Source organism: Streptomyces californicus (assembly GCF_000717645.1).
In the GTDB taxonomy this organism is placed as follows: Bacteria; Actinomycetota; Actinomycetes; order Streptomycetales; family Streptomycetaceae; genus Streptomyces; species Streptomyces californicus.
Genome location: NZ_JNZZ01000015.1, coordinates 1 through 24,278, shown reverse-complemented (window position 1 = coordinate 24,278; position 24,278 = coordinate 1). Strand labels below are relative to the sequence as shown.

Annotated in this window: 21 protein-coding genes and 3 pseudogenes; 11 read left to right on the top strand and 13 right to left on the bottom strand. The window is 70.5% G+C overall.

Translation table 11 applies throughout. The annotated features are described in order from the left end of the window. Positions 1-172: 172 nt before the first annotated feature. Both IF19_RS0119785 and mltG read left to right on the top strand, forming a co-directional pair. Entirely contained in the window at positions 173-784 is a 612-nt protein-coding gene (locus IF19_RS0119785; RefSeq protein WP_030118885.1) for a hypothetical protein, read from the top strand. A gap of 480 nt (positions 785-1,264) precedes the next feature. Continuing rightward, complete coding sequence (gene mltG, locus IF19_RS0119775; protein ID WP_030118886.1) at positions 1,265-2,125, top strand: endolytic transglycosylase MltG; 861 nt, start codon at positions 1,265-1,267, stop codon at positions 2,123-2,125. Between the two features lie 177 nt (positions 2,126-2,302). Here mltG and IF19_RS0119770 read toward each other — a convergent pair whose 3' ends face one another. From IF19_RS0119770 to IF19_RS1000000138820, 6 genes are all read right to left on the bottom strand, one after another. Then, positions 2,303-3,508 (bottom strand): NAD(P)-binding domain-containing protein, encoded by a 1,206-nt coding sequence (locus IF19_RS0119770; RefSeq protein ID WP_030118887.1) that lies wholly within the window; start codon positions 3,506-3,508, stop codon positions 2,303-2,305. Positions 3,509-3,571: 63 nt separating this feature from the next. Further along, entirely contained in the window at positions 3,572-4,780 is a 1,209-nt protein-coding gene (locus IF19_RS0119765; RefSeq protein ID WP_030118888.1) for an LLM class flavin-dependent oxidoreductase, read from the bottom strand. Then, positions 4,777-5,805, bottom strand: a complete 1,029-nt coding sequence (locus tag IF19_RS0119760; protein ID WP_030118889.1) for an ABC transporter substrate-binding protein — start codon at positions 5,803-5,805, stop codon at positions 4,777-4,779. Before IF19_RS0119760 ends, IF19_RS0119765 begins: the two co-directional genes overlap by 4 nt. 32 nt (positions 5,806-5,837) lie before the next feature. Continuing rightward, positions 5,838-6,656: an ABC transporter ATP-binding protein gene (locus IF19_RS0119755; RefSeq protein ID WP_050493877.1), complete on the bottom strand. Its 819-nt coding sequence runs from the start codon at positions 6,654-6,656 to the stop codon at positions 5,838-5,840. After that, on the bottom strand, positions 6,629-7,513 hold the full coding sequence (locus IF19_RS0119750) for an ABC transporter permease (protein WP_030121003.1): 885 nt from the start codon (positions 7,511-7,513) through the stop codon (positions 6,629-6,631). The genes IF19_RS0119755 and IF19_RS0119750 overlap by 28 nt, the downstream gene beginning before the upstream one ends. A gap of 404 nt (positions 7,514-7,917) precedes the next feature. Continuing rightward, the gene (locus IF19_RS1000000138820; RefSeq protein WP_317992269.1) at positions 7,918-8,001 is read right to left on the bottom strand and encodes a putative leader peptide; all 84 of its coding nucleotides are present in this window, start codon (positions 7,999-8,001) and stop codon (positions 7,918-7,920) included. A 91-nt stretch (positions 8,002-8,092) separates the two neighbouring features. On the opposite strand from IF19_RS1000000138820, the gene IF19_RS0119745 reads away from it, so the two are divergent. The 3 genes from IF19_RS0119745 to IF19_RS0119735 all read left to right on the top strand — a co-directional run bounded on the left by IF19_RS0119745 (position 8,093) and on the right by IF19_RS0119735 (position 11,664). Further along, the gene (locus tag IF19_RS0119745; RefSeq protein ID WP_030118892.1) at positions 8,093-8,515 is read left to right on the top strand and encodes a secondary thiamine-phosphate synthase enzyme YjbQ; all 423 of its coding nucleotides are present in this window, start codon (positions 8,093-8,095) and stop codon (positions 8,513-8,515) included. A gap of 963 nt (positions 8,516-9,478) precedes the next feature. Then, positions 9,479-10,198, top strand: a complete 720-nt coding sequence (uppS, locus tag IF19_RS0119740) for a polyprenyl diphosphate synthase (RefSeq protein ID WP_030118893.1) — start codon at positions 9,479-9,481, stop codon at positions 10,196-10,198. Then, the gene (locus tag IF19_RS0119735) at positions 10,195-11,664 is read left to right on the top strand and encodes an oxygenase MpaB family protein (protein ID WP_030121005.1); all 1,470 of its coding nucleotides are present in this window, start codon (positions 10,195-10,197) and stop codon (positions 11,662-11,664) included. The genes uppS and IF19_RS0119735 overlap by 4 nt, the downstream gene beginning before the upstream one ends. Before the next feature lie 948 nt (positions 11,665-12,612). Here the strand turns inward: IF19_RS0119735 and IF19_RS0119730 are convergent. The 3 genes from IF19_RS0119730 to IF19_RS0119710 all read right to left on the bottom strand — a co-directional run bounded on the left by IF19_RS0119730 (position 12,613) and on the right by IF19_RS0119710 (position 14,759). Then, positions 12,613-13,062 (bottom strand): SRPBCC family protein, encoded by a 450-nt coding sequence (locus IF19_RS0119730; protein ID WP_030118894.1) that lies wholly within the window; start codon positions 13,060-13,062, stop codon positions 12,613-12,615. 506 nt (positions 13,063-13,568) lie between these two features. Next, positions 13,569-13,796, bottom strand: a complete 228-nt coding sequence (locus tag IF19_RS0119720; RefSeq protein ID WP_030118896.1) for a hypothetical protein — start codon at positions 13,794-13,796, stop codon at positions 13,569-13,571. Positions 13,797-14,282: 486 nt separating this feature from the next. Next, entirely contained in the window at positions 14,283-14,759 is a 477-nt protein-coding gene (locus IF19_RS0119710; protein WP_032747651.1) for an RrF2 family transcriptional regulator, read from the bottom strand. A gap of 153 nt (positions 14,760-14,912) precedes the next feature. On the opposite strand from IF19_RS0119710, the gene IF19_RS0119705 reads away from it, so the two are divergent. Beyond that, positions 14,913-15,653, top strand: coding sequence for an SDR family oxidoreductase (locus tag IF19_RS0119705; protein WP_030118898.1), 741 nt, complete (start codon positions 14,913-14,915; stop codon positions 15,651-15,653). 460 nt (positions 15,654-16,113) lie between these two features. Here the strand turns inward: IF19_RS0119705 and IF19_RS0119700 are convergent, their stop codons facing one another. Continuing rightward, complete coding sequence (locus IF19_RS0119700; RefSeq protein WP_030118899.1) at positions 16,114-16,728, bottom strand: hypothetical protein; 615 nt, start codon at positions 16,726-16,728, stop codon at positions 16,114-16,116. A 325-nt stretch (positions 16,729-17,053) separates the two neighbouring features. Here IF19_RS0119700 and IF19_RS0119695 point away from each other — a divergent pair, with 325 nt between their 5' ends. The 5 genes and pseudogenes from IF19_RS0119695 (at position 17,054) to IF19_RS0119675 (ending at position 22,231) form a co-directional block, all read left to right on the top strand. Continuing rightward, a complete protein-coding gene (locus IF19_RS0119695; protein WP_030118900.1) occupies positions 17,054-18,922 on the top strand; it encodes a leucine-rich repeat domain-containing protein in 1,869 nt (622 codons plus the stop codon). A gap of 536 nt (positions 18,923-19,458) precedes the next feature. Next, positions 19,459-19,661 (top strand): annotated as a pseudogene (locus IF19_RS1000000136280) (cold shock domain-containing protein). Positions 19,662-19,902: 241 nt separating this feature from the next. Further along, positions 19,903-21,412, top strand: a pseudogene (locus IF19_RS01000000134855) (DEAD/DEAH box helicase). 46 nt (positions 21,413-21,458) lie between these two features. Beyond that, positions 21,459-21,863 carry a CBS domain-containing protein gene (locus IF19_RS0119680; protein ID WP_030118904.1) on the top strand — a complete coding sequence of 135 codons (405 nt, stop codon included), beginning with the start codon at positions 21,459-21,461 and terminating at the stop codon, positions 21,861-21,863. A gap of 56 nt (positions 21,864-21,919) precedes the next feature. Continuing rightward, complete coding sequence (locus tag IF19_RS0119675; RefSeq protein WP_030118905.1) at positions 21,920-22,231, top strand: SCO5918 family protein; 312 nt, start codon at positions 21,920-21,922, stop codon at positions 22,229-22,231. Positions 22,232-22,330: 99 nt separating this feature from the next. Here IF19_RS0119675 and IF19_RS0119670 read toward each other — a convergent pair whose 3' ends face one another. The 3 genes and pseudogenes from IF19_RS0119670 to IF19_RS0119665 all read right to left on the bottom strand — a co-directional run. Then, entirely contained in the window at positions 22,331-22,690 is a 360-nt protein-coding gene (locus IF19_RS0119670; protein ID WP_030118906.1) for a hypothetical protein, read from the bottom strand. 69 nt (positions 22,691-22,759) lie between these two features. Further along, positions 22,760-23,126: pseudogene (locus tag IF19_RS1000000138690) on the bottom strand (transposase); the annotation flags it as partial. Positions 23,127-23,290: 164 nt separating this feature from the next. Beyond that, the coding region (locus IF19_RS0119665; protein ID WP_032752255.1) for a Mur ligase family protein at positions 23,291-24,278 on the bottom strand (988 nt) is incomplete at its 5' end.

The following is a 24,278-nucleotide window of genomic DNA, read 5'->3' as shown; positions in this document are numbered from 1 at the left end:
ACGGCAGGCCTCCGCGCCCGGACGGGCGAACTTCCCGGAGCCCTGAGAGGCGCACACGGTGTCCCGAGGCGCGAACGGCACTCCGCGCTCGACGCGTGACGGACCCCGAGCCCGGAGGGGCGGGTGCCCCTGAGGTCGGCGGCACGGCTCGCGTCCGGCAGGATCACCGCCCATGAGAGCTCTCCTCGGGGCAGAACTCCCCGGCTACCGGACCGTGGACACCGACACCTGGCTGAACGACCACGGCGACGTCCTGTCGCTCCACTTCTTCGATCTGCCGCCGGATCTCCCGGCCGCACTGGACGACGGCCCCACCCTCCGCCACCGGCTCGCCCACTTCACCGCGCGGGCCGGCGGGGGCCTCATCGAGGCGTCGGTGAAGCCACTGGGGGAGTTGCCCGCCCTGCGCCAGATACTCAAACTGCCCCTGCCGAACCAGCCCAGCGGGCAGGCGTTCATCGGCAGCTTCACCGTGCCGCGCGCCGGATGCAGCACCGTGGTGAAGATCCAGGCCGCCGAGCGGGGCATGACCGGTATGCGGGAAGCCGTGGTGATGGCCAGGCTCGGGCCCGACCAGTACTTCCGTCCGCACCCCTACGCCCCCGAGCTCCAGGGCGGGCTTCCCTTCCACGCGGCGGACCACGTCCAGTGGGACGCGGACTTCCCGGACCATCCGCTCACCCGGGTCCGCCGCACGCTCGACGCCCTCGCCGCGGCGGTGACGGTCGAACCGGGGTTCGCCGCGCTGCCGCCCTTCACCGGACCGGTCGCACCCCCCACCTGATCCGGCGGCCGGCTCGTACGGCAGCGCACCCGGTCGGGCCCGCACACACGGCGGCGCCGCCGCTCCCTGGGACGGGGAGCGGCGGCGCCGGGTGGAGCGATGGTCAGACGAGCCAACCCACGAAGTGGACGACGCCGGCCAGCAGGTTGGTCAGGAAGTTCATCTGGTCTATCTCCTTGTGCGTGGTGCATCTGTGGGACTGCGCAGAAGCGGTCTGCAGCCCGTTGACTGCGCTCTGCAATCATCACGTCACGGATGGGTGATGAGCAACGAATCCGCTGACGATCATGCGTTCCAGCGAACACCCGCTCCCTTGTTCGGATGTTCCAGGGGTCATATGTTCCAGGGCCCCGTGTTCCCGTAGTCGCGTGTTCCAGGAACCGCGTGTTCCGGAGGTCCGCTACGGCGTTCGTGTCGCCTGGACCGACGCCCTGGCCGGGCTACCGGCGGCGGCTCACACCCCGGGCTAACGTGCCCGGCATGGTGAACGAGTCCCCGGACGCACGCCCCCACCGCCGACTCCGTCCGACCCGCCGCGGAAAGATCGTTCTGGTCGTCGGCCTACTGCTCCTCGTGTCGGCCGCCGTGCTGATCCCGTTGTCCCTGCTCGGATCCGACGAACAGCGGCAGGAGAGGGACCAGCCGCACAAGACGCTGCTGATCCCCGAGGGCCGCCGTGCCTCGGAGGTGTACGCGTCCGTCGACCGGGCCCTGGGCCTCGCGTCCGGCAGCACCCGGAAGGCCGCGTCCACGGTGGACCTGAAGCTGCCCGCCCAGGCCGAGGGCAACCCGGAGGGCTACCTCTTCCCGGCCACGTACCCGCTCGACGCCGGGACCGAGCCCGCCGGTCTCCTGCGCTACATGGCCGACACCGCCCACAAGCGGTTCGGAGCCGGACATGTCACGGCGGGATCCCAGCGCAACAACGTCTCCGTCTACGACACGGTCACGATCGCCAGCATCGTCCAGGCCGAGGCCGACACCGCCTCCGACATGGGCAAGGTGGCCCGTGTCGTCTACAACCGGCTGCTCAAGGACATGCCGCTGCAGATGGACTCCACCATCAACTACGCCCTCAAGCGCTCCACCCTGGACACGACGACCACCGACACGCGGCTGGACAGCCCGTACAACAGCTATCGGGTCAAGGGCCTGCCGCCGACGCCGATCGGCAACCCGGGGGAGGAGGCGCTGCGCGCGGCGGTCAGCCCCACGCCGGGTCCGTGGCTCTACTTCGTCACGGTCGGCCCCGGCGACACCCGGTTCACCGACGACTACGCCGAACAGCAGAAGAACGTGGAGGAGTTCAACCGCAGCCGCGGCACCGGGGGCAGCGACTGACGGACCCCTGCGGGCCGGGGCGGACGCCTGCGGGCCGGGCCGGACGCCTGCGGCCCGTGGCGGATGTCCGCGGTCCGGGACGGTCCCGGGCCGACCCGGGCCGCCGCCGTCCTCCGCCGGGGGCCTCTCCGGACTGAACCCGGGGCCACGGCCGCCAGACCCCCGCGACCGCCGCGGTCAGCCCCTCCCCGCGACCGAGGCCGTCACGGCCCGCCCGGCCGCCCGGTTCGCCTGCTCGCCACCGGCTGTTCCGCCCGGCTCCTCCGGATGCTTCGGCCGCTCCGGCTGCTCCGGCTGCTCCGGCCTCCCAGCGTCGGTCGCATCGAGCAGGCGCATCACCGACCGGACGGCCGTGCGGCCCGCACGATTGGCGCCGATGGTGCTCGCGGAGGGGCCGTACCCGACGAGATGGACGCGCCCGTCGCGTACGGCCCGCGTGTCCTCGGCCCGGATGCCGCCGCCCGCCTCCCGCAACTTCAGCGGCGCGAGGTGGTCCACGGCGGGCCGGAACCCGGTCGCCCAGAGGATCACGTCCGCCTCGACGGCCCTGCCGTCGTCCCAGGCGACACCGGTCGGCGTGATCCGGTCGAACATCGGCAGCCGGTCCAGCACCCCCTGTTCCCTGGCCCGGCGCACCGCGTCGGTCATCGGCAGCCCCGTCACGCTGACCACGCTCTTGGGCGGCAGCCCGTTGCGTACCCGCTCCTCCACCATCGCCACGGCCGCCCGGCCCCACTCCTCGGTGAACGGTCCCTCGCGGAAGACCGGTTCGCCGCGCGTCACCCAGAAGGTGTCGGCGGCGAACTCGGCGATCTCCATCAGATGCTGCGTACCGGAGGCGCCACCCCCGACCACGACGACGCGCTGCCCGGCGAACTCCTCGGGCCCCGGATAGTCCGCCGTGTGCAACTGCCGCCCCCGGAACGTCTCCTGGCCCGGGTAGCGCGGCCAGAACGGCCGGTCCCAGGTGCCGGTCGCGTTGATCAGGGCGCGCGGGGCGTACACCCCCTCGGAGGTCTCCACCCGGAGCCGGCCGCCGCTCCCCTCCCGTACGGCGCTCACCTCCACGGGCCGGTGGACCCGCAGGCCGAAGCGGTCCTCGTACGCGGCGAAGTACGCCCCGATCACCTCCGACGAGGGGCGGTCGGGGTCGGCTCCGGTCAGCTCCATGCCCGGCAGCGCGTGCATCCCGTGGACCTTGCCGTACGTCAGCGAGGGCCAGCGGAACTGCCACGCGCCGCCCGGCCGGGGCGCGTGGTCCAGGACCACGAAGTCGCGGTCCGGCTCCAGCCCGGCACGGCGCAGATGGTGAGCGGCGGACAGCCCCGCCTGACCCGCGCCGATGACGACCACGTCCAGCTCGCGCACCCCAGAAATGTTCACGCTTCTACTAACTCCTCGGGTGCTCGGGATCTTCCCGGGCACCCGAGGAGCGGCTGGAGGGGCTCAGCGACCGCCGGCGACCAGCAGGGGCGCCCCGCCCGGAGCAGTGGCGGGGCGGGGCTCGGAGGCGTTCGAGCCCAGCAGCGGCGAGGCGGGCACGGTCGGCAGCAGACCGCGGCGCGACAACTCGGGGGTGACGCCCTCGCCGAACCAGTACGCCTCCTCCAAATGCGGGTACCCGGAGAGCACGAAATGCTCCACGCCCAGCGCGTGGTACTCCTCGATCCGGTCCGCGACCTCCGCGTGCCTGCCCACCAGCGCCGTCCCGGCCCCACCGCGCACCAGACCGACGCCCGCCCAGAGGTTCGGCGCGATCTCCAGTTTGTCCCGCGAACCGCCGTGCAGCGCCAGCATCCGCTGCTGTCCGACCGACTCGCTCTTCCCCAGCGCCTGCTGCGCCGCCGCGATCGTCTCCGGATCGAGGTCGCCCAGCAGCCGGTCGGCCGTGGCCCACGCCTCGGCCGACGAGTCCCGGGAGATGGTGTGCAGCCGGATGCCGAACCGGACCGTGCGCCCGCGCTCCTCCGCGAGGCCGCGAATCCAGTCGATCTTCTCCTTCACGGCCGACGGCGGCTCGCCCCACGTCAGGTAGACATCGGCGTGCGCGGCGGCGACCGGTCCGGCCGCCGCCGACGACCCGCCGAAGAAGATCTCCGGCAACGGGTCCGGCGGCAGCGCGGTCAGCCCGCCCTCCACCCGGTAGTGCTCGCCGTCGAAGTCGTACGGCCGCCCGCTCCAGGCCCCCCGCACCACCGAAAGGAACTCCGCCGTGCGGGCGTACCGCCGGTCGTGGTCCAAGTGGTCCCCGAACCGGCGCTGTTCGGTCGAGTCGCCCCCGGTCACCACGTTGAGCAGCAGCCGCCCCCGGGTGATCCGCTGGTACGTGGCGGCCATCTGGGCGGCGAGCACGGGGGATATGACCCCCGGCCGGAACGCGACCAGGAACTTCAGCCGCTCGGTGTGCTGGGCGAGCGCCACCGTGGTCAGCCAGGCGTCCTCGCACCAGGTGCCGGTGGGCGTCAGCACCGCCTCGAAGCCCAACTGCTCGGCAGCCTTGGCGATCTGGGCCAGGTACTCGATGTCCGGTGCGCGTACTCCGCTCACCGGGGTGATCCGGTCGCGCCTGATGCCGCCGTCGGTGTACGCGTGCCGGTCGACGAGGGTCCTGCCGTCGCCGCCGGTGGGCAGGAACCAGTGCAGATGGACGTTCACGAGGATGCCTTTCCGTAGGAGCGCGGTACGGTGGAGGAAGGGGGGAGGTCGCGGTTGAACCGGGTGTCGACGTAGTCCTCGAAGTCGAACCGCCGGGGAATCAGCTTCAGTTCGGCGAAGGTGTCGGCGATCTCCTGCTCGGAGGCGATGGCGGCGGCGTCGATCGCGACCGGGACACGGGTGCCGTAACTGAGCTTCACGGCGTCCAGCGCCACCTCGTAGGGGAGCCCGGTCTCCTTCGCCCAGACCTTCGCCCACTCCTCCGGGTGCTCGAAGACCCACTTCTGGGCGCGTTCCAGCCGGACCAGCAGGTCGCCGATGGCCGCGGACTTCTTCGCGTCCTTGAGCGAGGAGGGCGAGGCGACCTGGAAGCCGAGCCCGTTGACGACGCCCTCACCGGTCGTGAGGACCCGGGCGTCCGCCGTGCGCAGGACCTGTGAGGTGTACGGGTCCCAGATCGCCCAGGCATCGACCTTGCCCCGGCTGAACGCGGCCAGTGCGTCGGCGGGTTGGAGGTAGTTCAGCTTGACGTCCCCGATGCCGAGCCCGGCCTTCCCGAGCGAGGCGACCAGTTGGAAGTGGGCCGAACTGCCCTGGGCCACGGCGATGGACTTCCCCTTGAGCTGGGAGGGCTTCCGCAGCGGGGAGTCCTCGGGAACGACGATGACCTCGCCGGCCGGCGAGCCGTGTGTCGCGCCGACGACGGCGATGTTCGAGCCGGCCCCCGCGGCGAAGACGGGTGGCGTGTTGCCGACCCCGCCGATGTCCACCGCGCCGGCGCTCACGGCCTCCAGGAGAGGGGGCCCGGAGGTGAAGGTGGACCACTTGATGCGGTAGTCGAGGTCGTCGAGCTCTCCCGAGGCGCGCAGGATCGCCTCGTAACCACCCTTCTGGTCACCGATGTTGAGCGTGAGGCTGCCTCTCCCGTCGGTGTTCCCGCCCGGGTTCGCGGAGGAGGCGCCGCCGCACGCGGAGAGGAGCAGCGCGAGAGGGAGGAGCAGGGCGGGCAGCGTGCGACGTTTCACGACGGGTCTCCGTGACGGGGGTGGGTGGAGGGCTAGGCGGGCGCGGGTGAGGCGTCGGGGTTCTCCGTACGGTGGTGGGCTCGGCCCGCGCTCTCGACGCCCAGTTCGGTCAGCAGCCGGGCGCGCAGGTCGGCGAAGCCGGGGGAGTCGACGCCGCGCGGCCGGGCCGGTGTGACGGGCGTGTCGTACGCGATCCGCCCGTCCCGCATCACCAGGGCGCGGTCGGCCAGCAGCAGTGCCTCGTCCACGTCATGGGTGACCAGCAGCACCGCGCACCCCCGTCGTTGCCAGAGCTCGGCCACGAGCTGCTGGGCCTTGATGCGGGTCAGGGCGTCCAGCGCGCCGAAGGGCTCGTCGAGCAGCAGCAGATCGGGCTCGCGCACCAGGGCCCGGGCCAGCGAGGCGCGCTGGGCCTCGCCGCCGGACAAGGTCTTCGGCCACGCCCCGGCCCGACCGGCCAGTCCCACTTCCGCCAACGCGCGCTCGGCCACCGGGCGTTCGGGCTTCCCGGGCAGCCCGAGCAGGACGTTGCGCCAGACCCGCTTCCAGGGCATCAGCCGCGGGGCCTGGAAGGCCACGGCGCGCCGGCGGGGGACCAGGACGGTGCCCGAGATCTCCCGGTCCAACCCGGCCAGCACCCGCAGCAGAGTGGACTTGCCGCAGCCGCTGCGTCCGAGCAGCGCGGTGAACTCCCCTGCCCTGAGCGAGAGATCGAGGTCGTCGATGACCGCGTGCCCGTCGAACGACCGGGTGAGCCCCTCGACGCGCACCACGGTGTCCGGGGCGTCAGAGATGCGGGAGGCGGACGGGGGACGGGAGTTCTTCACTGGCCGGTGAAGGTCGGTCGCCATTGCAGCAGCAGCCTTTCGAGGATCCGGACGATGACGTCGGCGGTGAGGCCGAGGAAGGCGTACACGACGAGACAGACGACGATCACGTCGGTCCGGAAGAACTCGCGGGCCTGGTTCATCAGGAACCCGATGCCGGCGTCGGCGTTGATCGACTCGCCGAAGACGAGAGCGAGCCAGGCCGTCGCCAGCGAGTACCGCAGACCGGTCATGGCCCCGGGCAGCGCGCCGGGCAGCACCACATGCCGCACCAGCCCCCACCGGCCGAGCCCCAACGACGTTCCCGCTTCGATGAGTTGCGCGTCGACACCGCGAATGCCGGCGTAGACGTTCAGATACAGATGGAAGGCGACCCCGAGGGCGATGAGGGCCACCTTGGGCGCCTCGCCGATCCCGAGCCAGATGATGAAGAGCGGGATCAGCCCCACCCATGGCACGGTGCGCAGCATCTGCACGGTCGCGTCGACCAGGTCCTCGCCGAGCCGCGACAGTCCCGACACCAGCGCGAGGGCCGTCCCGATCGTCCCGCCGAGCAGGAGCCCCGCCACCACCCGCTGGAGGGAGACCCCCATCGCGGAGGGCAGCGTCCCGTCGGCCACGAGGTCCGCGCCCGCACGGGCGATGGTCCCGGGCGAGGCGAGCACGTCGGGATGGAGGATCCCGGTGGCGCTGGACACTTGCCACACCGCGAGCAGCAGCAGCGGACCCACCGTGCGCCGCACCCATCGCGGCGCCGCCGGCAGCCGCGAGCGGCGGACGTTCGCCGGGGTGACCGCCTCCAGGTCGGGGGGCGTACGGGGCGGGGGTTCCTCCACGGTGACGGACGGGGTGGCCGGGGGCGGCGCATGGCTGACGGTCATGAGGACTCCACGGGGGAGGAGGGCGGACGGCAGGGGGAGTGGCGCCGACACCGGAGGCAGTGTCGGCAGGGGGAGGAGGGAGCGGCACCGGAGGGCGTGTCGGCAGGGGGGGAGGAGGAAGCGACACCGGAGGGCGTGTCGGCAGTGCGTCGAACGGGTGACGCGTGGGCATGCCGGGGCATTCCGCGCCCACGCCCACGACAGACCGGAAGCCGGCGGAGCGGGGGACGGCGAGAACGGAAGAAACCGGGCGAGCCCGGCGATCACCGCAGCGACGCGAAGGCGGAAGCGACCGGGGAGACCGGCGCGGCTACCACGACGAGGCGGGCCGGGCGGCGCAGGGCCGCGGGCGCGACAGTCGCGGGAGTACGGTCGGAATCAGCCCGGGAGACGCCGGAAGAACGTCAGCAGCCGCGACAACAGGCGGCAGAAGCCACCCGCAGCAGGTCAATATGACCGCGCGAAGTGAGCAGAGCTGATCGGGACATGGCGCTGAACGTAGTCATCCGGTCGGGACACGGTCAATGGCGTCTCGGAGCGTGGACGCGTGATCTCACGCGCAGGGGTGAGGATGGAGGCATGTCCGATTCCTTCAGCACCACGGTCCTGAACCTCACCACCGGGACGAACGAGAGCGTCACCGACCTGACCCGCGCCTGCGAGGAGTTCCTCACCCGCATCGCCCCCGGCCGCGACGGCCTCCTCAACGTCTTCGTCCCCCACGCCACGGCCGGCATCGCCATCCTGGAGACCGGAGCGGGCAGCGACGACGACCTCCTGTCCGCCCTCCACCACCTGCTCCCCGCCGACGACCGCTGGCAACACCGCCACGGCAGCCCCGGCCACGGCCGCGACCACGTACTCCCGGCCCTGGTCCCACCCCACGCCACCCTGCCGGTGATCGCGGGCAGGCTCGAACTGGGGACCTGGCAGTCGGTCTGCCTGGTGGACACGAACCGGGACAACCCGGACCGTCAGGTGCGGCTGAGCTTCCTCGGCTGAAAAGATCGTTGCTCTGGGGCGTGCCGCCGATTCTCCGTACTGGGCGCGCTCGAGCGGAGAGAAGTCCTGCGGTACGGGCCTCAATGCGGTCGAACGACCCTATGACGGATGCGGCAAGTGCCTGCTCGGAGTGCGGCGGTTGTCGCGCGTGAAGCTGGTGACGCCTTCCCCTGAGCGCCAGCGCGAGAACGTGCTCACGGCCGCCGTCGGCGGGGCCCACATCATCGGCTGGGCGGACGATCGGAAGGTCTCCGGCGGCCGGCCTGTACGACGCCGTGTGGTTTCCGGGACTGGTATGCCGTGCCGGGACGGGAGCTCGTCGCTCTCGAGGCTGAGCCATGGAGGGCGACTGGCATGATCCGGTGGCAGCTTGGCGAGACCGGTTGCGGGCCGGTGGAGCCGTGCTGCGGGTGTACAGGCGCGAAAGGAGCTCCTGATCGACTTCGGCGTACGGGTGACGCACTTCAGGCCCGCGCTCCCCTTCGCTGGGTGCCCGGTTTCCTTCACCGCCCCGAGCAGGGCTGAGCTGGGGATGGCACCCGGCCGGCATCGACCGGTTGAGAGCGGCGGCGACGCTGCGCGCCTGCTCTCCACGCCCCGCGGTTGGAGGAGGCCGCGGCCCGGATGCGGGAGGCATGGCAGACCTCGCCGACGAGGTGTGGTTACCGGACAGAGCTGCCGTCGCCAAAGGGAATCGGGCATCTGCGCCAAGGGTGACGGGCCCCCGTTCGGCCGGTCAGCGCCCTTCCGTGCCGCCAGACTCCGAGGAGGGAACGCTCCGGCGGAGCGTGGGTATGGGTGATACGGGGCGGGCGTGATCGAGCGGGGTAAGACCGATCGTGCCGCCCCGGGGGAGACGGGGCTGAGTTGACCGATCACGGTGTCCATCGCGCATACAAGGCAACGGGAGGCGGGCCGGGTGGGCGACGGTCCGGCAACGACCAACGCCGGGACACCGGGCGGGTGCGTGCGGTGCCGCGGCACGTGGCCTGCGTGATGGACGGCAACGGCCGCTGGGCCCAGCGGCGTTCGCTTCCACGGACGGCCGGCCATCGGGCTGCCGAAGCCACCGTCATCGACATCATCGAGGCGGCTCGGGCGGCCGGAGTCGAGTGGCTCAGCCTGTACGCCTTCTCCACCGAGAACTGGAACCGCCCCGGCACCGAGGTCGACTACCTGATGCGCCTGGTCCGCCGGGTTGTGCGCAAGCACGCACCCCTGCTGCTCGCCCGCGGCATCCGCTGCCGTTTCCTCGGAGCCGCCGACCCACGCATCCCCCGGGAGCTGGCCCAGGATTTCGACGACCTGGCGACGCTGACCGCCGACAACCGGGGGATGACGCTCACAGTCGCCTTCGACCACGGCGGGCGCCGAGACATCGTCGAAGCCGCCAGATCGCTGATCCGCAACGGGACACAAGCCGACGACGTGACCGAGCGGCTTTTCGCGGACCACCTGCCGTTTCCCGACACCCCCGACGTCGACCTCGTCATCCGCACCTCCGGCGAGCAGCGCATCTCCAACTTCATGCTCTGGCAGGTCGCCTACGCCGAGTGGGTCTTTCCCGACGTGCTCTGGCCGGACTTCCGGGCCCCTGACTTTCTCACCTGCCTGCGCACCTACCGGCGCCGTGACCGCCGCTTCGGCGGCGTCCCGCCCCAGACGAACGGAGACCCGTCATGACGACTGGAACCACGGGAACGGCTGAAGAGACACCCCTGTTCGCCACGCAAGCGCCGTTCCGCGCCTTCTTCGACGACCCGCGCTGGGCGCTTGCCATCATCCGCGCCACCGTGCTGGAGGCCGCCCACCCGCAAGTTGGCGCGGCTCTGGCCGACAACTCCACCTTCGTCGCCCACCCCTGGCGCCGACTGCGCAACACCTTCCTCAGCATGCGGCGCATGTTCGACGCCGACCCAGCGGTGCGAGACCGGGAGGCCGCCCGGCTCAACAGGCTCCACGCCCGCATGAGCGGCTCCGACTCCCGCGGCCGTGCCTACGACGCCATGGACCGCGCGACCCGCGCCTGGGTGGTCGCCACCCTCTTCGAGAGCGCCGTCACCATGTGCCGGCTCAGCGGTCAGCCGCTCGACCAGGCCACGATGGAGCGGCTGTACGGCGAGTACCGTGCGTTCCTCGCTGCACTCGACGGCGACGCCGGTGAACTACCCGAGGACCTGAACGACTTCTGGCGCTACTTCGACAGGGTCGTCGAGGACGAACTGGAGAACACCGAGGCCGCCCGCCTCATCCTTTACCGGCTCTTCGACCACCTGCCCGCCCCGGCACTGCTGGACGGCATGCCGGCCCTGTGGGCGGCCGGCCGCGCTGTCGTCGGTCCCCTCCTCGGCGCGATCACCGTCGCCTCGCTCCCCGAGCCCTACCGGCGCAAGGCCGGCCTGGCCGAGATGCCGGGAACCCCGACCCTCATGCAGGGCGCCTACCTCGCCGCCGGGCTTACCCGGTTCCTGCCCGATGGCTGGATCAATGCCGAAACCATCATCGAGACCCTTTCCCTCTCGCCCGACAGCGACGACCCCCGCGCCCGGACCGTGACCGCGCTGCGCGCCCGCATGACACAAGCCTCGGCCCTGCTGCGCCTCCTCACGCCACTGGGCGGCGACGCAGGCCCCGGCCCGGCCCCCACTGCCTCGAAGACCACGGGAGAAGGCCGACGCTCGGCGGAGGAGTTCTTCCGTACGGTGCTGGACCAGACCGGCGACGGCTACCTCGACTGGCCCGACCTCGCCGCCATGGCACGCGAACTGGCCACTCGACTCGACCTGGACGAACCCCAAGAGACCCGGCTCTACGACGCCTTCGCTGCCTGGTGGCGTGAACTCCAGGCCGCCCTCGACACAGACGGAGACGGCCGTGTCAGCGCCGACGAGTACGCCACAGCCGTCCCCTCCCTCGCCGGGCCCGCGCTCATCCGCGTCGCTGAGGTGCTCTTCGACGCGACCGACAAGGACGGCAGCGGCACCATCAACGCCGAAGAACACCGGGCGCTCTTCCGCACCGCCTTCCACCGTGACCTCACCATCACCGACGGCACCTACGACCGCAGCGCCTTCGTGGGCGACTTCCTCACCTTCATGGCAGGCCGACGCAGGAACTCCGCGTACGACGCCCTGCTGGCCGACGCCTGACGAACTCGTGCAGGTCGGCGGCCACGGCTGCACGCTCTCCTGCGGGACGGTGGGTGGGCGCGATTGTTTCGGTGAGGCCTCGGCGGAGGGCGGACAGGTGCGGCCGGTGCGGGTCAGGGGGTGTCAGACGCGGTGCACCCCTCGGGGCGATGGGCGAGGTGCCCCCGGGAACTCCTGATCCCTGTCCAGGAGCATGGGCCGGACGCCCGATCACTACGGCGGGGGCTCGGGCGCCGACCGGGTTTGGAGCAGCTTCCAGCCCCGCTCGGTGCGCAGGATGAGCCGGCCGTGCTCCGGCCTCGTCACCGAGTGGTGGCGGCCGCCCGCATCGCACTCACTGCGAGCCGTGGATGGCCCGTCCGGGGCGTGTGACGGAGTCCCTCGTGCTGAGTGTGCTGGAGCAGCGGATCACTACCGGCAGCGCCCACTGGACCAGGCGGCGCCTGCTGAACCGTTACGGGCAGAAACCCCGGGCGCGGTCCCTGAGGGGATGCGGATCCTGCCGTCGGTCGCCGCCTGGCGGATGGTGCCGAGCCGGGAGTGGCACCGGTCCGGAGCAGCCGAGATCCTGCGCGGCTGCTTCTACGCCCCGCGCCTGGAAGAAGCCGCAGACACGACTTTGCCGGAGGCGATGACCCGCCTCCAGCCCGCTCCCGGCATCGGCGCGTGGACCGCCGCCGCAGAAACGCTGCAACGTACCCCTGGCGCCCCGGCGCCTTCCCTCGGCGACTTCCACCTGCCCGTCCAGATCGGCTACGCCCGCGGCGGCGCCGACGAGCAGGTGCTTCAGCTGCTGGGGTCGTACAGAGGGCAGCGCCACCGCGCCGCCCTCCTCCTGCTCGGGTACCGGCAGCCGGCGGCTGGCTGCCGAACCGCCGGGCCAACCGGACAGCCGCATCGCCTATCTGCGGCGCGGCCGCGCCGCGCGGCGTTCGGCAGGAGTGCGGGTCAGACGGTGCCGCGCCAGCTGCCTGTCTCGGTGCCGCGGGCTTCGATGAACTGCTTGAAGCGCTTGAGGTCGCCGGTGGCCTGGCGCTTGACGAAGCCAAGCTTGTCGCCGACGGTCTCGGCCAGGCCCTCGGGGTCGTGGTCGAGCTGGAGCATGATCTTGGTGGTGGTGTCGTCGATGTAGTGGAAGGTCACGACACCGGCCTGCTTGGCTTCTCCGCCGACGCTGGTCCAGGCGACCCGCTCGTCGGGGATCTGCTCGGTGATCTCCGCGTCGAACTCCCGCTCGACACCGGCGATCTTCGTCTTCCAGTGCGTCAGAGTCTGCGTACGCTGCTCGATCCGCTCGACCCCCTCCATGAACTGCGGGAAGCTCTCGAACTGCGTCCACTGGTTGTACGCGGCACTGACCGGGACGTTGACCTCGATGGACTCTTCAACCTGCGACACGGTGCTCTCCTTCGTGGGGGGATGTCCCCCTGGGGTGCCCCCGATCACGCCCGGCACACCCCGTCACCCGCCCGCTGGTGGCACGAACAGACCGAACTCCTTCAGAACGCCCCCTCCACCGACCAGGCCGTCACCCGCGGCGAAGAGCCTGACAGCGAGACCGACGGCGTTCCCTCCGCCTTCACCACCGCACTCGGTGAGGTATCCACCACCCACGCGAGCCTGCTGCCCACCGCACTCTTCACCGCCACGGACACCACGCTCACCCGAGTCCGCGACCGACTCCTATCACGCCCGAGGGCAATGCGGCCCCTGACCGCCGCCCGCCGGCACCCCTGGGCATGGGGGTGATGGCGGGACATCCATGTAAGGGCCCGTGATCACCGCTCCGGTGGCCGGCGCTGATCATCGGGGGACGGCAGAGTGAAGGGCCTGCGCCGTTTCGGCGCAGGCCCTTCACTCCCATCCGGGAGCCCTGCGGCGGTTGTGTACGCCTGGTGGCGGGGTCAGCGAACGATCCAGCCGCGCTCCGCGTCGAAGTAGGCTGCCTGCCCCTTCACGGTGGTGATCCCGTACGGGCCGCCGAGGTTCTGGTACTCGCCGATGGCCCACCCCGCCTCGATGCCCGCGTGGCCGCCGGCGTGGGCGTCGAGGCCGTTCGCCGAAGCGGGGGCCGCGGCGATGAAACCGGCTGCGGTGACAGCTGCCAGGGTGATGGCGATACGACGGATCATGAGTGGTCTCTCCTTCGTTCCATAGGCATATGCGCGTGAAGTCACCCTGACCACAAGACCGGTGGGTGATGGACGCGGCACGCGGGGATCCCGGCACGGAAGACCTGATCGGCCCTGCGGCGGGACCTGTGGAGAAGAGCGCACCGGCCCCGGCCTGACACCGGACGCCCAAAGCGGCGAGCCCGCTTCTGGGCGGACGGCCTCTGAACCGGCAGAGTCTCCACCCGCATCGTGGCTGCCCCCTTCACCACCCGGCAGCCCACCGCGGATGACCGCGCACTCGAAGCGCTGCAGGTCTACGCCGAGGGGCCGTGCGAGGGCACCATCGTGCACTACGCCTCGGTTGCCTGACCGCGCGTCCGCTGAGGAACGCCGACGGGTGCCCGGGAGGGTGGCCTCGCCCCCGGCGCTTGCTCGAGCTTGAGGCTGGTCCGACCGCCGAGGCACCTCGGCGGTCCGAGCCCCGCCCGTGCCGGGTGGTGGTGCTCAGGCGCCGGCTGTGTTCAGCCAGGTACTGATCCTGCCCAGGGCCCCGGGGCCGTAGTCGGAGGTGACGTCGGTGGCGAGGTCGGCGACGGTGATCGACCGGAGGGTTTCCCGCCAGGCGGTCTCCGCCCGGCCCATGGCGCGGCTGATGGCGCAGGGTGCGGCGCAGGCTTCCGGGGGAGTGGCCATCGGGCCGCGCTGTCGGATCTCGGTGCAGACGAACGCGGACCCCGGGCCGTCGACCGCCTCGACGACGTCGAGCACTGTGATGAGCGCGGGTGACCGGGTCAGGACGTAGCCGCCCGCTTTGCCCTGGACCGACTGGACGAGACCGGCCCGCGAGAGGGCCTGCAGCTGCTTGGCGAGATAGCTGGGCGAGACGTCGTGCAGCTCCGCCAGCCGAGCGGCCGGTGTGGGCCCTTCCGCCGCGGTCAGTACGACGCAGCAGTGCAGTGCCCACTCGACGCCACCAGACATTTTCACTTCTTCACTCTATTCCACGGCCCCAGATACCCGGATACACAATGTCCGAGTATTATCGCGGATAAATGATGTCCGTGTTTGCCGGGTGGGAGGCGCGATGCCCCCGGCCGGCCGGGCGGGACGCGTGATCGAGGGAAGGGCAGGACCATGCACATTGCCGTCATCGGCGGAACCGGACTGATCGGATCCCAGGTGGTGCGGGATCTCGACGCGGCCGGACACCGCGCAGTACCCCACTCCCTGTCCACCGGGGTCGACGTGATCACCGGTGAGGGCCTGGACGCCGCCCTCACGGGCGCGGACGTGGTCGTCAACCTCACCAACTCACCGACGTTCGACGACGCCTCGCCCGGGTTCTTCCGGACCTCGATGGACAACCTCGTCACCGCCGCCAGGAAGGCGGATGTCGGGCACTTCGTCGTCCTGTCGATCGTCGGGGTCGACAAGGTGCCCGAGCTGGACTACTACCGGGCCAAGACGCTCCAGGAGGACATCCTCAAGGCCGGCCCCGTGCCCTACTCCATCGTTCGCGCCACGCAGTTCATGGAGTTCATCCCCGCTGTCCTCTCCTGGACCGCCGATGACGACACGGTGCGCCTGCCACGCACCCGGCTCCAGCCGGTCGCCGCCGCGGACGTCGCCGCCACCGTCGCCGAGGTAGCCGCCGGCACCCCGCTCGGGGGCACTCTCGAACTCGCCGGGCCCGACGCCTATCCGCTGGACGAACTGGGCCTCATCACACTCCGCGCCGAGGGCGACAGCCGCTCGGTGACCACCGACGACACCGCTGGGATGTTCGCCGCGGTCAACGGGGACGTCCTCACCCCGAAGAGCGGCGCCCGAATCGCCCCCACCCGCTATACCGACTGGCTGGCCAGGCACGCCTGACCCGCCCCGCGGACGGCGGTCCTCTCGCCAGGCGCCGGAAGCCGCCGAGAACGCGCGCAGCGGTGGCTCCCCGTGCGGAGGGCCGCCGTGCCCTCGTGACCCCGGGCGGCGGGCTCGGGGATCCGTCACCGACAGCCTGCCGCCACGATGCGAGGAGCCGCTTGACGATGTCCGGGCGGCCACCCGCCAGCGCTTGCGCCGCCGACGCGCGGCGGGTGCGGATGACGCGGATGGTCTCGGTCCCGAGGGGGCGCTGAGCTCGTCGGCGTACCAGAGGTCCTCCGGGCCGCGTACGGAGCACAGCGGCCCGCACGGTTCCTGTTCTTCCGCTGTGTGCCGGGTGCGGCGGAAGAAGGTCGTTGAGGTCAGCGAGACGTCTCCGCCGTTGCTTCATGACCATGCGCTGCAGGCGGTGAAGGGGCTGCGCTTGGAGGGGGGCTCCGTGTCCTTGCCCTCTGTGTCAGCGGTTCTCCTCCTGGGCCCGGAGGATGCCGAGCTTGGGCGGGCAGTCCGCGGCGCGGGCTTGCTCGGCGGCGAGCAACGCCGAGGCCATTTCGTATTCTGTGACGGTCGGCATGCCGGTGTTGGCGCGGTCCCGGCTACCGGCTTCGAGCAGCTGCCCGATGAGCGGTTCGTCCTCGGGCGCGCTCGCCCGCTCCGGGTACGCGGTTCCCCGGCACAGGTCATCGACATGCCGCAACAGGGCGTAGTACTCGTGCGTGTGCGTCGGGCCGTGGACGCCTGGGCGGGGCATGCCCACACCCAGCGACCGGCGGTGGGCCGCGCCTTCGACGATGGCAGTGCCCAGGGTGCCCTCCCGGCGGGAGGCGATGGCCCGCGCGGCCCAGGCCCGATTCGAGGTCGAGCGGTGGCAGTCGATCGTGCGGTCGCGCATGGCGACGTAGCGCTGCCCGGCGAGGGCGGTGTCGAGGTGGGTGCGCATCTCCTCCTCCAGAGGACCGTCCGCCCACATCGCGATCCACCGGGCGCCGGTGTGGTGGTACAGCCCCACTTCGATGTCGGTGACCTCGGCCAGATGCCGGGCGAGCAGAGCGGCTTGACGGCTGCGGCTCATGAGCTGTCTCCTGGGCGACGGCGGAAATCGGACGGCGTCCGCTCCCGGCGGCGGGCACCCGTAGGGATATCGGGGTGCCAAGATATCGACCGCATCACCGTGTGTGCATCTCTTCGGGGCGTTGCTGCGTAATGGTCATCGGATTACACGGCGTCAGCCGCAGTGCCTGTCAGTCCCGCCGTCGCCAATTCCTGCCCAGCCGCACCAATCCGTGGACCTCTCCGGAAGTCGGGCCGCAAGGGCGGACCCCGTTCGCGGACCGAACACGGTTCGCGGCGAAGCCCGTTCGGGTTGTTGTCAGTGCGGATCTGTAAGGTCCCCGCCCATGACCTCTCTCACTGGTGCTGAGCGCCCGGAAGACCTCGTGGCCGCCTACTCCGGGCTCCTGGGGTCGGTGAAGCGCACGCAGGCCCGCAAGGCGGTGCGGGAGCTTGTGGCGCTCGCCGACGACGGATCGGCCCTGAAGCTGGCGGCAGCGCTCGCGCCGGTAGCGGCTCTTGCGCCGGACACCTTGGTGCGGCTGTGGCCGCAGGCCCACGATCCGGACGGCTTCGCCGCGGCCCTGCTGGCCCCGGCCTTCCGAGAGGAAGGGCGTACGGAGCTGAAGCTGCAACGGGTGAACTCGCTGGCGGGCCTGCGGCACCTCGTCATGCTGCGCAGGCTGACAGTGGAGCGCTGCAAGGAGATATCCGACCTCACCGAACTCGAAAGCCTCACCGAGCTGCGCTCCCTCGACCTGAACGGCTGCGCGGGGGTAGAGGACCTGACACCTCTCAGCGGTCTGACCCAGCTGACGTGGCTGAGCCTGCACCGTTGCCGTCCGGTCCGCGACGTCAAGCCGCTGCTCACCCTCAGCCGTCTGCGCCATCTCGATCTGAGTATCACGCGGGTCACGTCCGTGGATGGATTCGCGGCCTCGTTTCCCCTGCTCGAAAAGCTCGACCTGCGGGGTTGCCGGTCCTTCAGAAGCCCCTCCCAGCTCTCGGGGCTGACCCGCCTGACCCATCTCGACCTGGGGTGGACGGCCATACGCAACCTGAGCGGCCTGACGGACGTGCCCGCGCTCACGTCCCTGCACCTGGCGAGCTGCAAGCAGTTGCGCGACCTGACTGGCATCGACGCGGCTGAAAACCTCGTCGAGCTGGTCGTCGAGGAATGCCCAGCCCTCCGGTCCGTACAAGGCTTCGGGTGCCACCCCCGGCTGACGAAACTGGAGTTCAAGGGCTGCACGGAGCTTTCCGATCTGCGCGGTGCCTCCGCCCTGTCGCACCTGGAGGAACTGCGGATTTCGGGGAGCGAGCGCCTGGCCTCCCTCGCGGGCATGGGCCCTCTGCCCGCCCTGAAGGAGATCGCCATCGAGGACTGCCCCGCCTTGGCGGACTTCACAGGCCTTACCGGAATCGCCTCCGCGTACCGGCTGTACCTGAGCGGACTCGGCCTGATCCGGGACCTCGCCCCCTTCACCCTTCTCCCCGGCCTCCGCGCCCTCGCCCTCGACAGGTGCCAGGGTCTGTGGGAGCTCACCGGGCTTGACCTCCGCAGCGGCCTGGAGGAGCTGACGGTCAGCCGCACCGGCAGCCTGAGCAGTCCCGGCGACCTGGGCGAGGCACCGGACCTGCGGGTGCTGGAGCTCCGGGACCTTCCCGCGCTCGCCGATCTCGGCCTCCTGGGCGGCCTGACCGAGCTCACCACGGTCGGAATCAGGGGGTGCCCCGCGCTCACGGATATCAGCGCGCTTGCCCGCACGCCGCTCACCGGACTGTCGCTCCACCACACGACGGCCCTGGACTCGCTTCATGCGCTGGAGGAATGCCGCGACCTGCGCGTTCTGAGCGTGCGGGACATCCCCGGCCTCAGGACCTTCCCCGCACTCCCATCCCTGCGCGAGCTCTCCCTCGCCCGGCTCCACTGGAAGGAACTCTCGCCCCTCGCCGGCCTCGGAGGGCTCCAGCACCTCCGCCTGGACGACTTCGACGACCTGACCGACATCAGCGCACTGACCGGACTGCCCGACCTTTCCGAACTGCTCCTCGGACACCTTCACTCCTTCACCGACCTCGGGCCCCTGCTGGACATCCCGTCACTGCGGCGGCTCAACAAGTCACCCCAGATGAACGCGGAAATCCTGCAGGGCCGACGCGACCCCGTGCTGGTCGAACTCGCCAACCGCCAAGTCGCCATCGACCGGCGCTGAAGGACTTCCGGGTGGCACAGGCTGCAGACTTGGGCCGCTGCGGCTGTCCGTCGTCCGCATCGTCATCCTCGAAGACCAGCGCAGCAACGCCGAACTCCAGCGAGGCGTCGGCCCGTCCAACGCGCCCCCGCCGCCTGAAGTCCGGTCGAGGCACGGGAGAAGTCCAGCTGGGCGCGCCTTGCCGAGCCTTGCTCATTCGAGCAGGAGGCCCACCGGCTGGTCGCAGCGGTGTCTACGTACTGACTTCGGTGGGCCAATATCTATGGCCACGGCGTCAGGTTTCAATGCGCGGCGCCAGGAGCGTTACTGCAGCGAAAGGATCAGTGGAATTTATTCAGCGTACGCGGATCGCTGCAGCGTGCTACTGTCGGTCTCGGTTGCAGTTGTGGTTCCCAAGAATTCTAGCTTCTGTTTGGGTGTTTTCGACCAGCAGACGCTTCACTTTTTCCGGGCTTCTCCGGTCGGGGCATCATCGCGGCGACGCGGGACCCGCACTCGCGGGTCTCGGCGTACCTGCCCCCTGAAGGAGATGTCACATGGCGTCGAGAATCGTGAAGTGGTTCAGCGCGGGCCATAGGGTCTCGGCTCCATCGAAAAGGGCGTCGGCGCTGATGTCTCCGCCCACCCCTCGAACATCGCCGCCGAGGGATTCCGTGAACTGATGGAAGGCCAGAAGGTCACCTTCGGCATCGCGCCCAGCCCGAAGGGGCCGACGGCCGAGAATATCGTTCTCGTCTGACACTGGCACCTGTGCAGCACCTTTGCTTCCGGGTTTCCTGGCCCGTCTCTGGATGCCCGCTCGGCGGTGGCAGAGATTCTCGATCCGCAGTGTCACTTGCCTCGTGGCCTGCCTCCCCATGCGGGATCAACCGCATTCCGTATTTGATTCCCCGTTCCGCTCGGCCCGTTCTTGTGATTCCCCGCGCTGTTCTTTCGCTGCTGGAATTCCTTGATGCGAGTCGCCTCAAGGAAGGTTCTGAATGAACCCCACGCGTACGAACAACCGCTCTACCCGCGCACGTAGCCGAACCGCCGACTCCATTCGTGGCGGCAGCCGCGTCAACTCGACCACTGCGACCCGTTCGGTCGCTCCTGCTCGCTCCGGAGGTTCGAGTCGCTCGGGTGGCCTGGGACGGCGGCCCGTCGCGGTCCAGGGCGAGTTTGCCCTGCCGGTCACGGTCACTCCCGCACTGCCTGCTGCCGAGGCGTTCGCCGACCTCGACATGCCCAAGCAGTTGCTGGCGGCGCTGACCGTGCAGGGGGTGAGCGTTCCGTTCCCGATCCAGGGGGCGACCCTGCCCAACACTCTCGCGGGCCGTGATGCCCTGGGCCGGGGGCGCACCGGGTCCGGTAAGACCCTGGCCTTCGGCCTCGCCCTGCTGGCCCGTACTGCCGGTCAGCGGGCTGAGCCGCGACAGCCGTTGGCGCTGGTCCTGGTACCGACGCGTGAGCTGGCCCAGCAGGTGACCGACGCACTGGCTCCGTACGCGCGTGCGGTCAGGCTGCGGCTGGCCACGGTCGTGGGCGGAATGTCGATCGGGAGGCAGGTCAACGCGTTGCGCGGCGGTGCCGAAGTCGTCGTGGCGACGCCGGGACGACTCAAGGATCTCATCGACCGCGGTGACTGCCGGCTCGACCAGGTCGCGATCAGCGTCCTGGACGAGGCTGACCAGATGGCCGACATGGGCTTCATGCCCCAAGTCACCGAACTCCTCGACCAGGTCCGCCCCGAAGGGCAGCGGATGCTCTTTTCCGCCACCCTGGACCGCAACGTCGACCGCCTGGTCCGCCGTTACCTCAGTGACCCGGTCGTCCACTCCGTAGACCCTTCCGCCGGAGCAGTCACGACGATGGAGCACCATGTGCTGCACGTCCACGGCACCGACAAGCACCGCACGACGACCGAGATCGCCGCGCGCGAAGGCCGGGTCATCATGTTCCTGGACACCAAGCGCGCCGTGGACAAGCTCACCGACCACCTGCTGGCCAGCGGGGTGCGGGCGGCGGCTCTGCACGGAGGGAAGGCGCAGTCCCAGCGCACCCGGACCCTGACCCAGTTCAAGACCGGGCACGTCACCGTACTCGTGGCCACGAACGTCGCCGCCCGCGGCATCCACGTCGACAACCTCGACCTCGTCGTCAACGTCGACCCGCCGACCGACCACAAGGACTACCTCCACCGCGGCGGCCGGACCGCGCGGGCAGGGGAGTCCGGCAGCGTCGTCACCCTGGTCACCCAACCAGCGCCGCGACGTGGCCCGCCTCATGGCGGCCGTCGGCATCGTGCCCCAGACCACCCAGATCCGCTCGGGCGAGGAGGCACTCGGCCGCATCACCGGCGCCCAGGTTCCCTCCGGAATTCCCGTGACGATCACCGCGCCGGTGGCCGCGCGGCCTCAGCGCAGCACGTCCTCACGCGGCCGGTGTCGCCCCGCCTCCGCAACCCGGCGCGCGAGCGCACATCAGGCGGCCGTCAACGCGGCGGCCTGAGAACTCCGTGATCCGGAAGCTGACACACTTGTGCAGGAGGCACCTATTGACGCTCGTCCAGATGCAGCCCCGCTCGACCAAGGCCACAGCCGTGGGCAGGACGGTGGCCGAGGCCATGGACACCGCCGGCCTCCAGGTGTACGACGACATGACCGTCGAGGTGGCCCTGTCCGTCATGGCCAGTGCCCATACCGGACATCTGCTGGTCTGCGACGACAGCAGTCTGTGCATCGGACTCATCACGCACGCCCGGCTCACAGCATTCCGCATGAGCCCGGCGTACTCGGACAGGGTCCAGCTGCGGGACATCTTCCGCGACCGAGGACCCTTCACCTCACCGTGGGCCACCACGGCCGAAGCCGGGCACATGATGCGCCACAGCGACGTCGATGCCCTGCCTGTGATCGACGAACACGGCAGTGCCCTGGGCGTGTTCGCTCTGGCCCGCTGAGCTGTCCCATCCGCAGCGGAACCACTCCATCGTCGCTTCTCTCCCTGTGAGGCATCATGCGCTTCGTCATCGCCCGCTTCCCGTTCGACCTGACCAGGAGCGGCGTCCTGGAATCGATGAAGGGCATCAAGCCCGAGCACGCCGCCGGCGAATCGGTGATCATCGGCCGACGCACCTACCCCGTCAAGCAGGTCGGAGAGGTCATCACACGTCAGGACCGCCGCGACTTCAGTGCCGGCGAGGTCCTACGGGCCATGACCCAGCTCGGCTTCACCTGCCGCAGCCTGGTCCCTGCCCCTGTCCCCACACGGGTTCCCACGTCGGTGGAGCAGGCATCCGCGATGCTCGGCGCACCTCTGCCTGCCTGACGAGCAGGCAGACGAGTGCTGTCGGCCAGAACATGGGTGGGGGCCGGCCGGAGTGTTCCGGCCGGCCCCCACCGCGTACGGAGATCCCCGGGCAGCGGTTCAGTGGTCGGAGTAGCTGAAATCGCCCATGGTCCATGCACTGACGTCCTCGATGGCGACCCGGTACATGCCACCCGTCTCCGGGATTCCCACCGGTCCCTGCAAAATCCGAGCCACGTGAAAGTGCAGATGCGTGGGGGGCCCTTCCTCAGGTGCGGCAGTGGTGAACATGGCGGAAAAGTCGCTCAGCTGAGCCGAGTCCGCAAGGACCTCCGACACCCGCTGCCTCCAGACGGCTTCCGGTGCCAGCCGGCCCGTGATGACCGCTCCACCTGTTACGACGGTCAGGGGCATCTGGTTGCTCCGCCCGGACTCGACCAGAGCGGCAATGTCAACGAGCAGCGCATCGTGCTTCGGCATGAGGCCGATCATATGCGTCGGGGCCCCTGCTGCTCTCCTGTGGGGTGAGGCTTCGACGACGGCGCTGAGGCGCCGCAGGTAGGCCTGCCAGAGCCGGTCGGTGTCCGCTTCGGCCGCGGCCCAAGACGACCGGTCGGTGAGTCTGGGATGCAGTCGGCCCCGGGAGTGTGCGACGGCGGTGCCGTGGATACGGGTGTCGGTGAGGTGTTTGCTGTCCGGGGCGTCCCAGGTGCCGGGCTGTGCGAAGACCGAACTCGCTGCCGGCGCTGCGGCCCCTGGTGTGAGGCTGCCGTGTCGGGGCCGGCCTGCGCAGGACTCGGTCCCAGCGCATCCGGGCCCGCACCTGCAGCGGCAGGTCCCGCAGGAGGTGGACGGCGAGGCGTAACGCATCCAGCGGGGCGGTCCACGAGCTGCGCCCCGGCTCCAGCGCGCAGACGCTCGGTGCCGCGGCCCGGGCGTCCGACAGCCCCGGGCGAGGGCGGCGTGGAGCCCTCCGTGGTCGGAGCGCATGTTCAGACGAAGGCCGCTTCTGTGTACGGCGATACTCAACCGAGTGGTCGAGTACGACGCAGCGTTCGACGACGTGCGTCGAAGATCAAGTTAGGCGCCGATCAGCTCACGCACGGTGGCCATGTCGCTGAAGGGGAGCAGTTCGCCCCGGATGCTCTGGTGCGGTTCGCTGCCCTTGCCCGCGATGAGCACGATGTCGTCCGGCCCCGCCTCCGCCAGCGCGGCGGCGATGGCCGAGCGGCGGTCGGTCAGCCGCTCGAACGGCGTCCCGGTCGACACGATGCCCTTCGCGATCTGGTCGAGGATGCTCTCGGGGTCTTCGTAGCGGGGGTTGTCGGAGGTGAGAACGCACAGGTCGGAGTGGGTGCCCGCGATCGCGCCCATCTCGGCGCGCTTGGTGGTGTCGCGGTCGCCACCACAGCCGAACACGGTGATGACCCGCCCTCGGGCGAAGCCCCGGATGGTGGTGAGGACCTTGTTGAGGGAATCCGGCGAGTGGGCGTAGTCCACGATCACCGAGGTACCCCCGGGGATCTGGAGGCGCTCGAAGCGGCCGGGGATCTGCGGCATCTGCTCCAGCGCGTCCACCAGCCCGGCCAGACCGTGGCCCAGGAGGTGGCACGCGGCCACTGTGGCCAGCGCGTTGGAGACGGAGAACCGGCCCGGCGACGGGATCGCCGCCGGATACTTGTGGCCGTCGTGGTGCAGGGTGAACCGGGAGCCCGAGGCATCCACGGTGAGGTCGCTCGCGCGGTAGTCCGCGTCGCCGTCCAGTGCGTACGTGGTCACGGCGCCGGGCATCAGCTTCCGGATCCCGGCACCCACCGGGTCGTCGGCGTTGACCACGGCGTGCCGGCACAGGCCCTGGAAGAGGCGGAGTTTGGCGTCCCGGTAGTTCTCCATGGTGCCGTGGTCGTCGAGGTGGTCCTGGGTCAGGTTGGTGAAGACGCCGACGTCGATGAACGTCCGGTCCAGGCGGTGCGTCAGCAGCCCCATCGAGGTGGCCTCCAGGACGACGGTTCCGCACGCCCGGTCGCGCATGTGCCCCAGCAGGTACTGGAGATCGGGCGATTCCGGA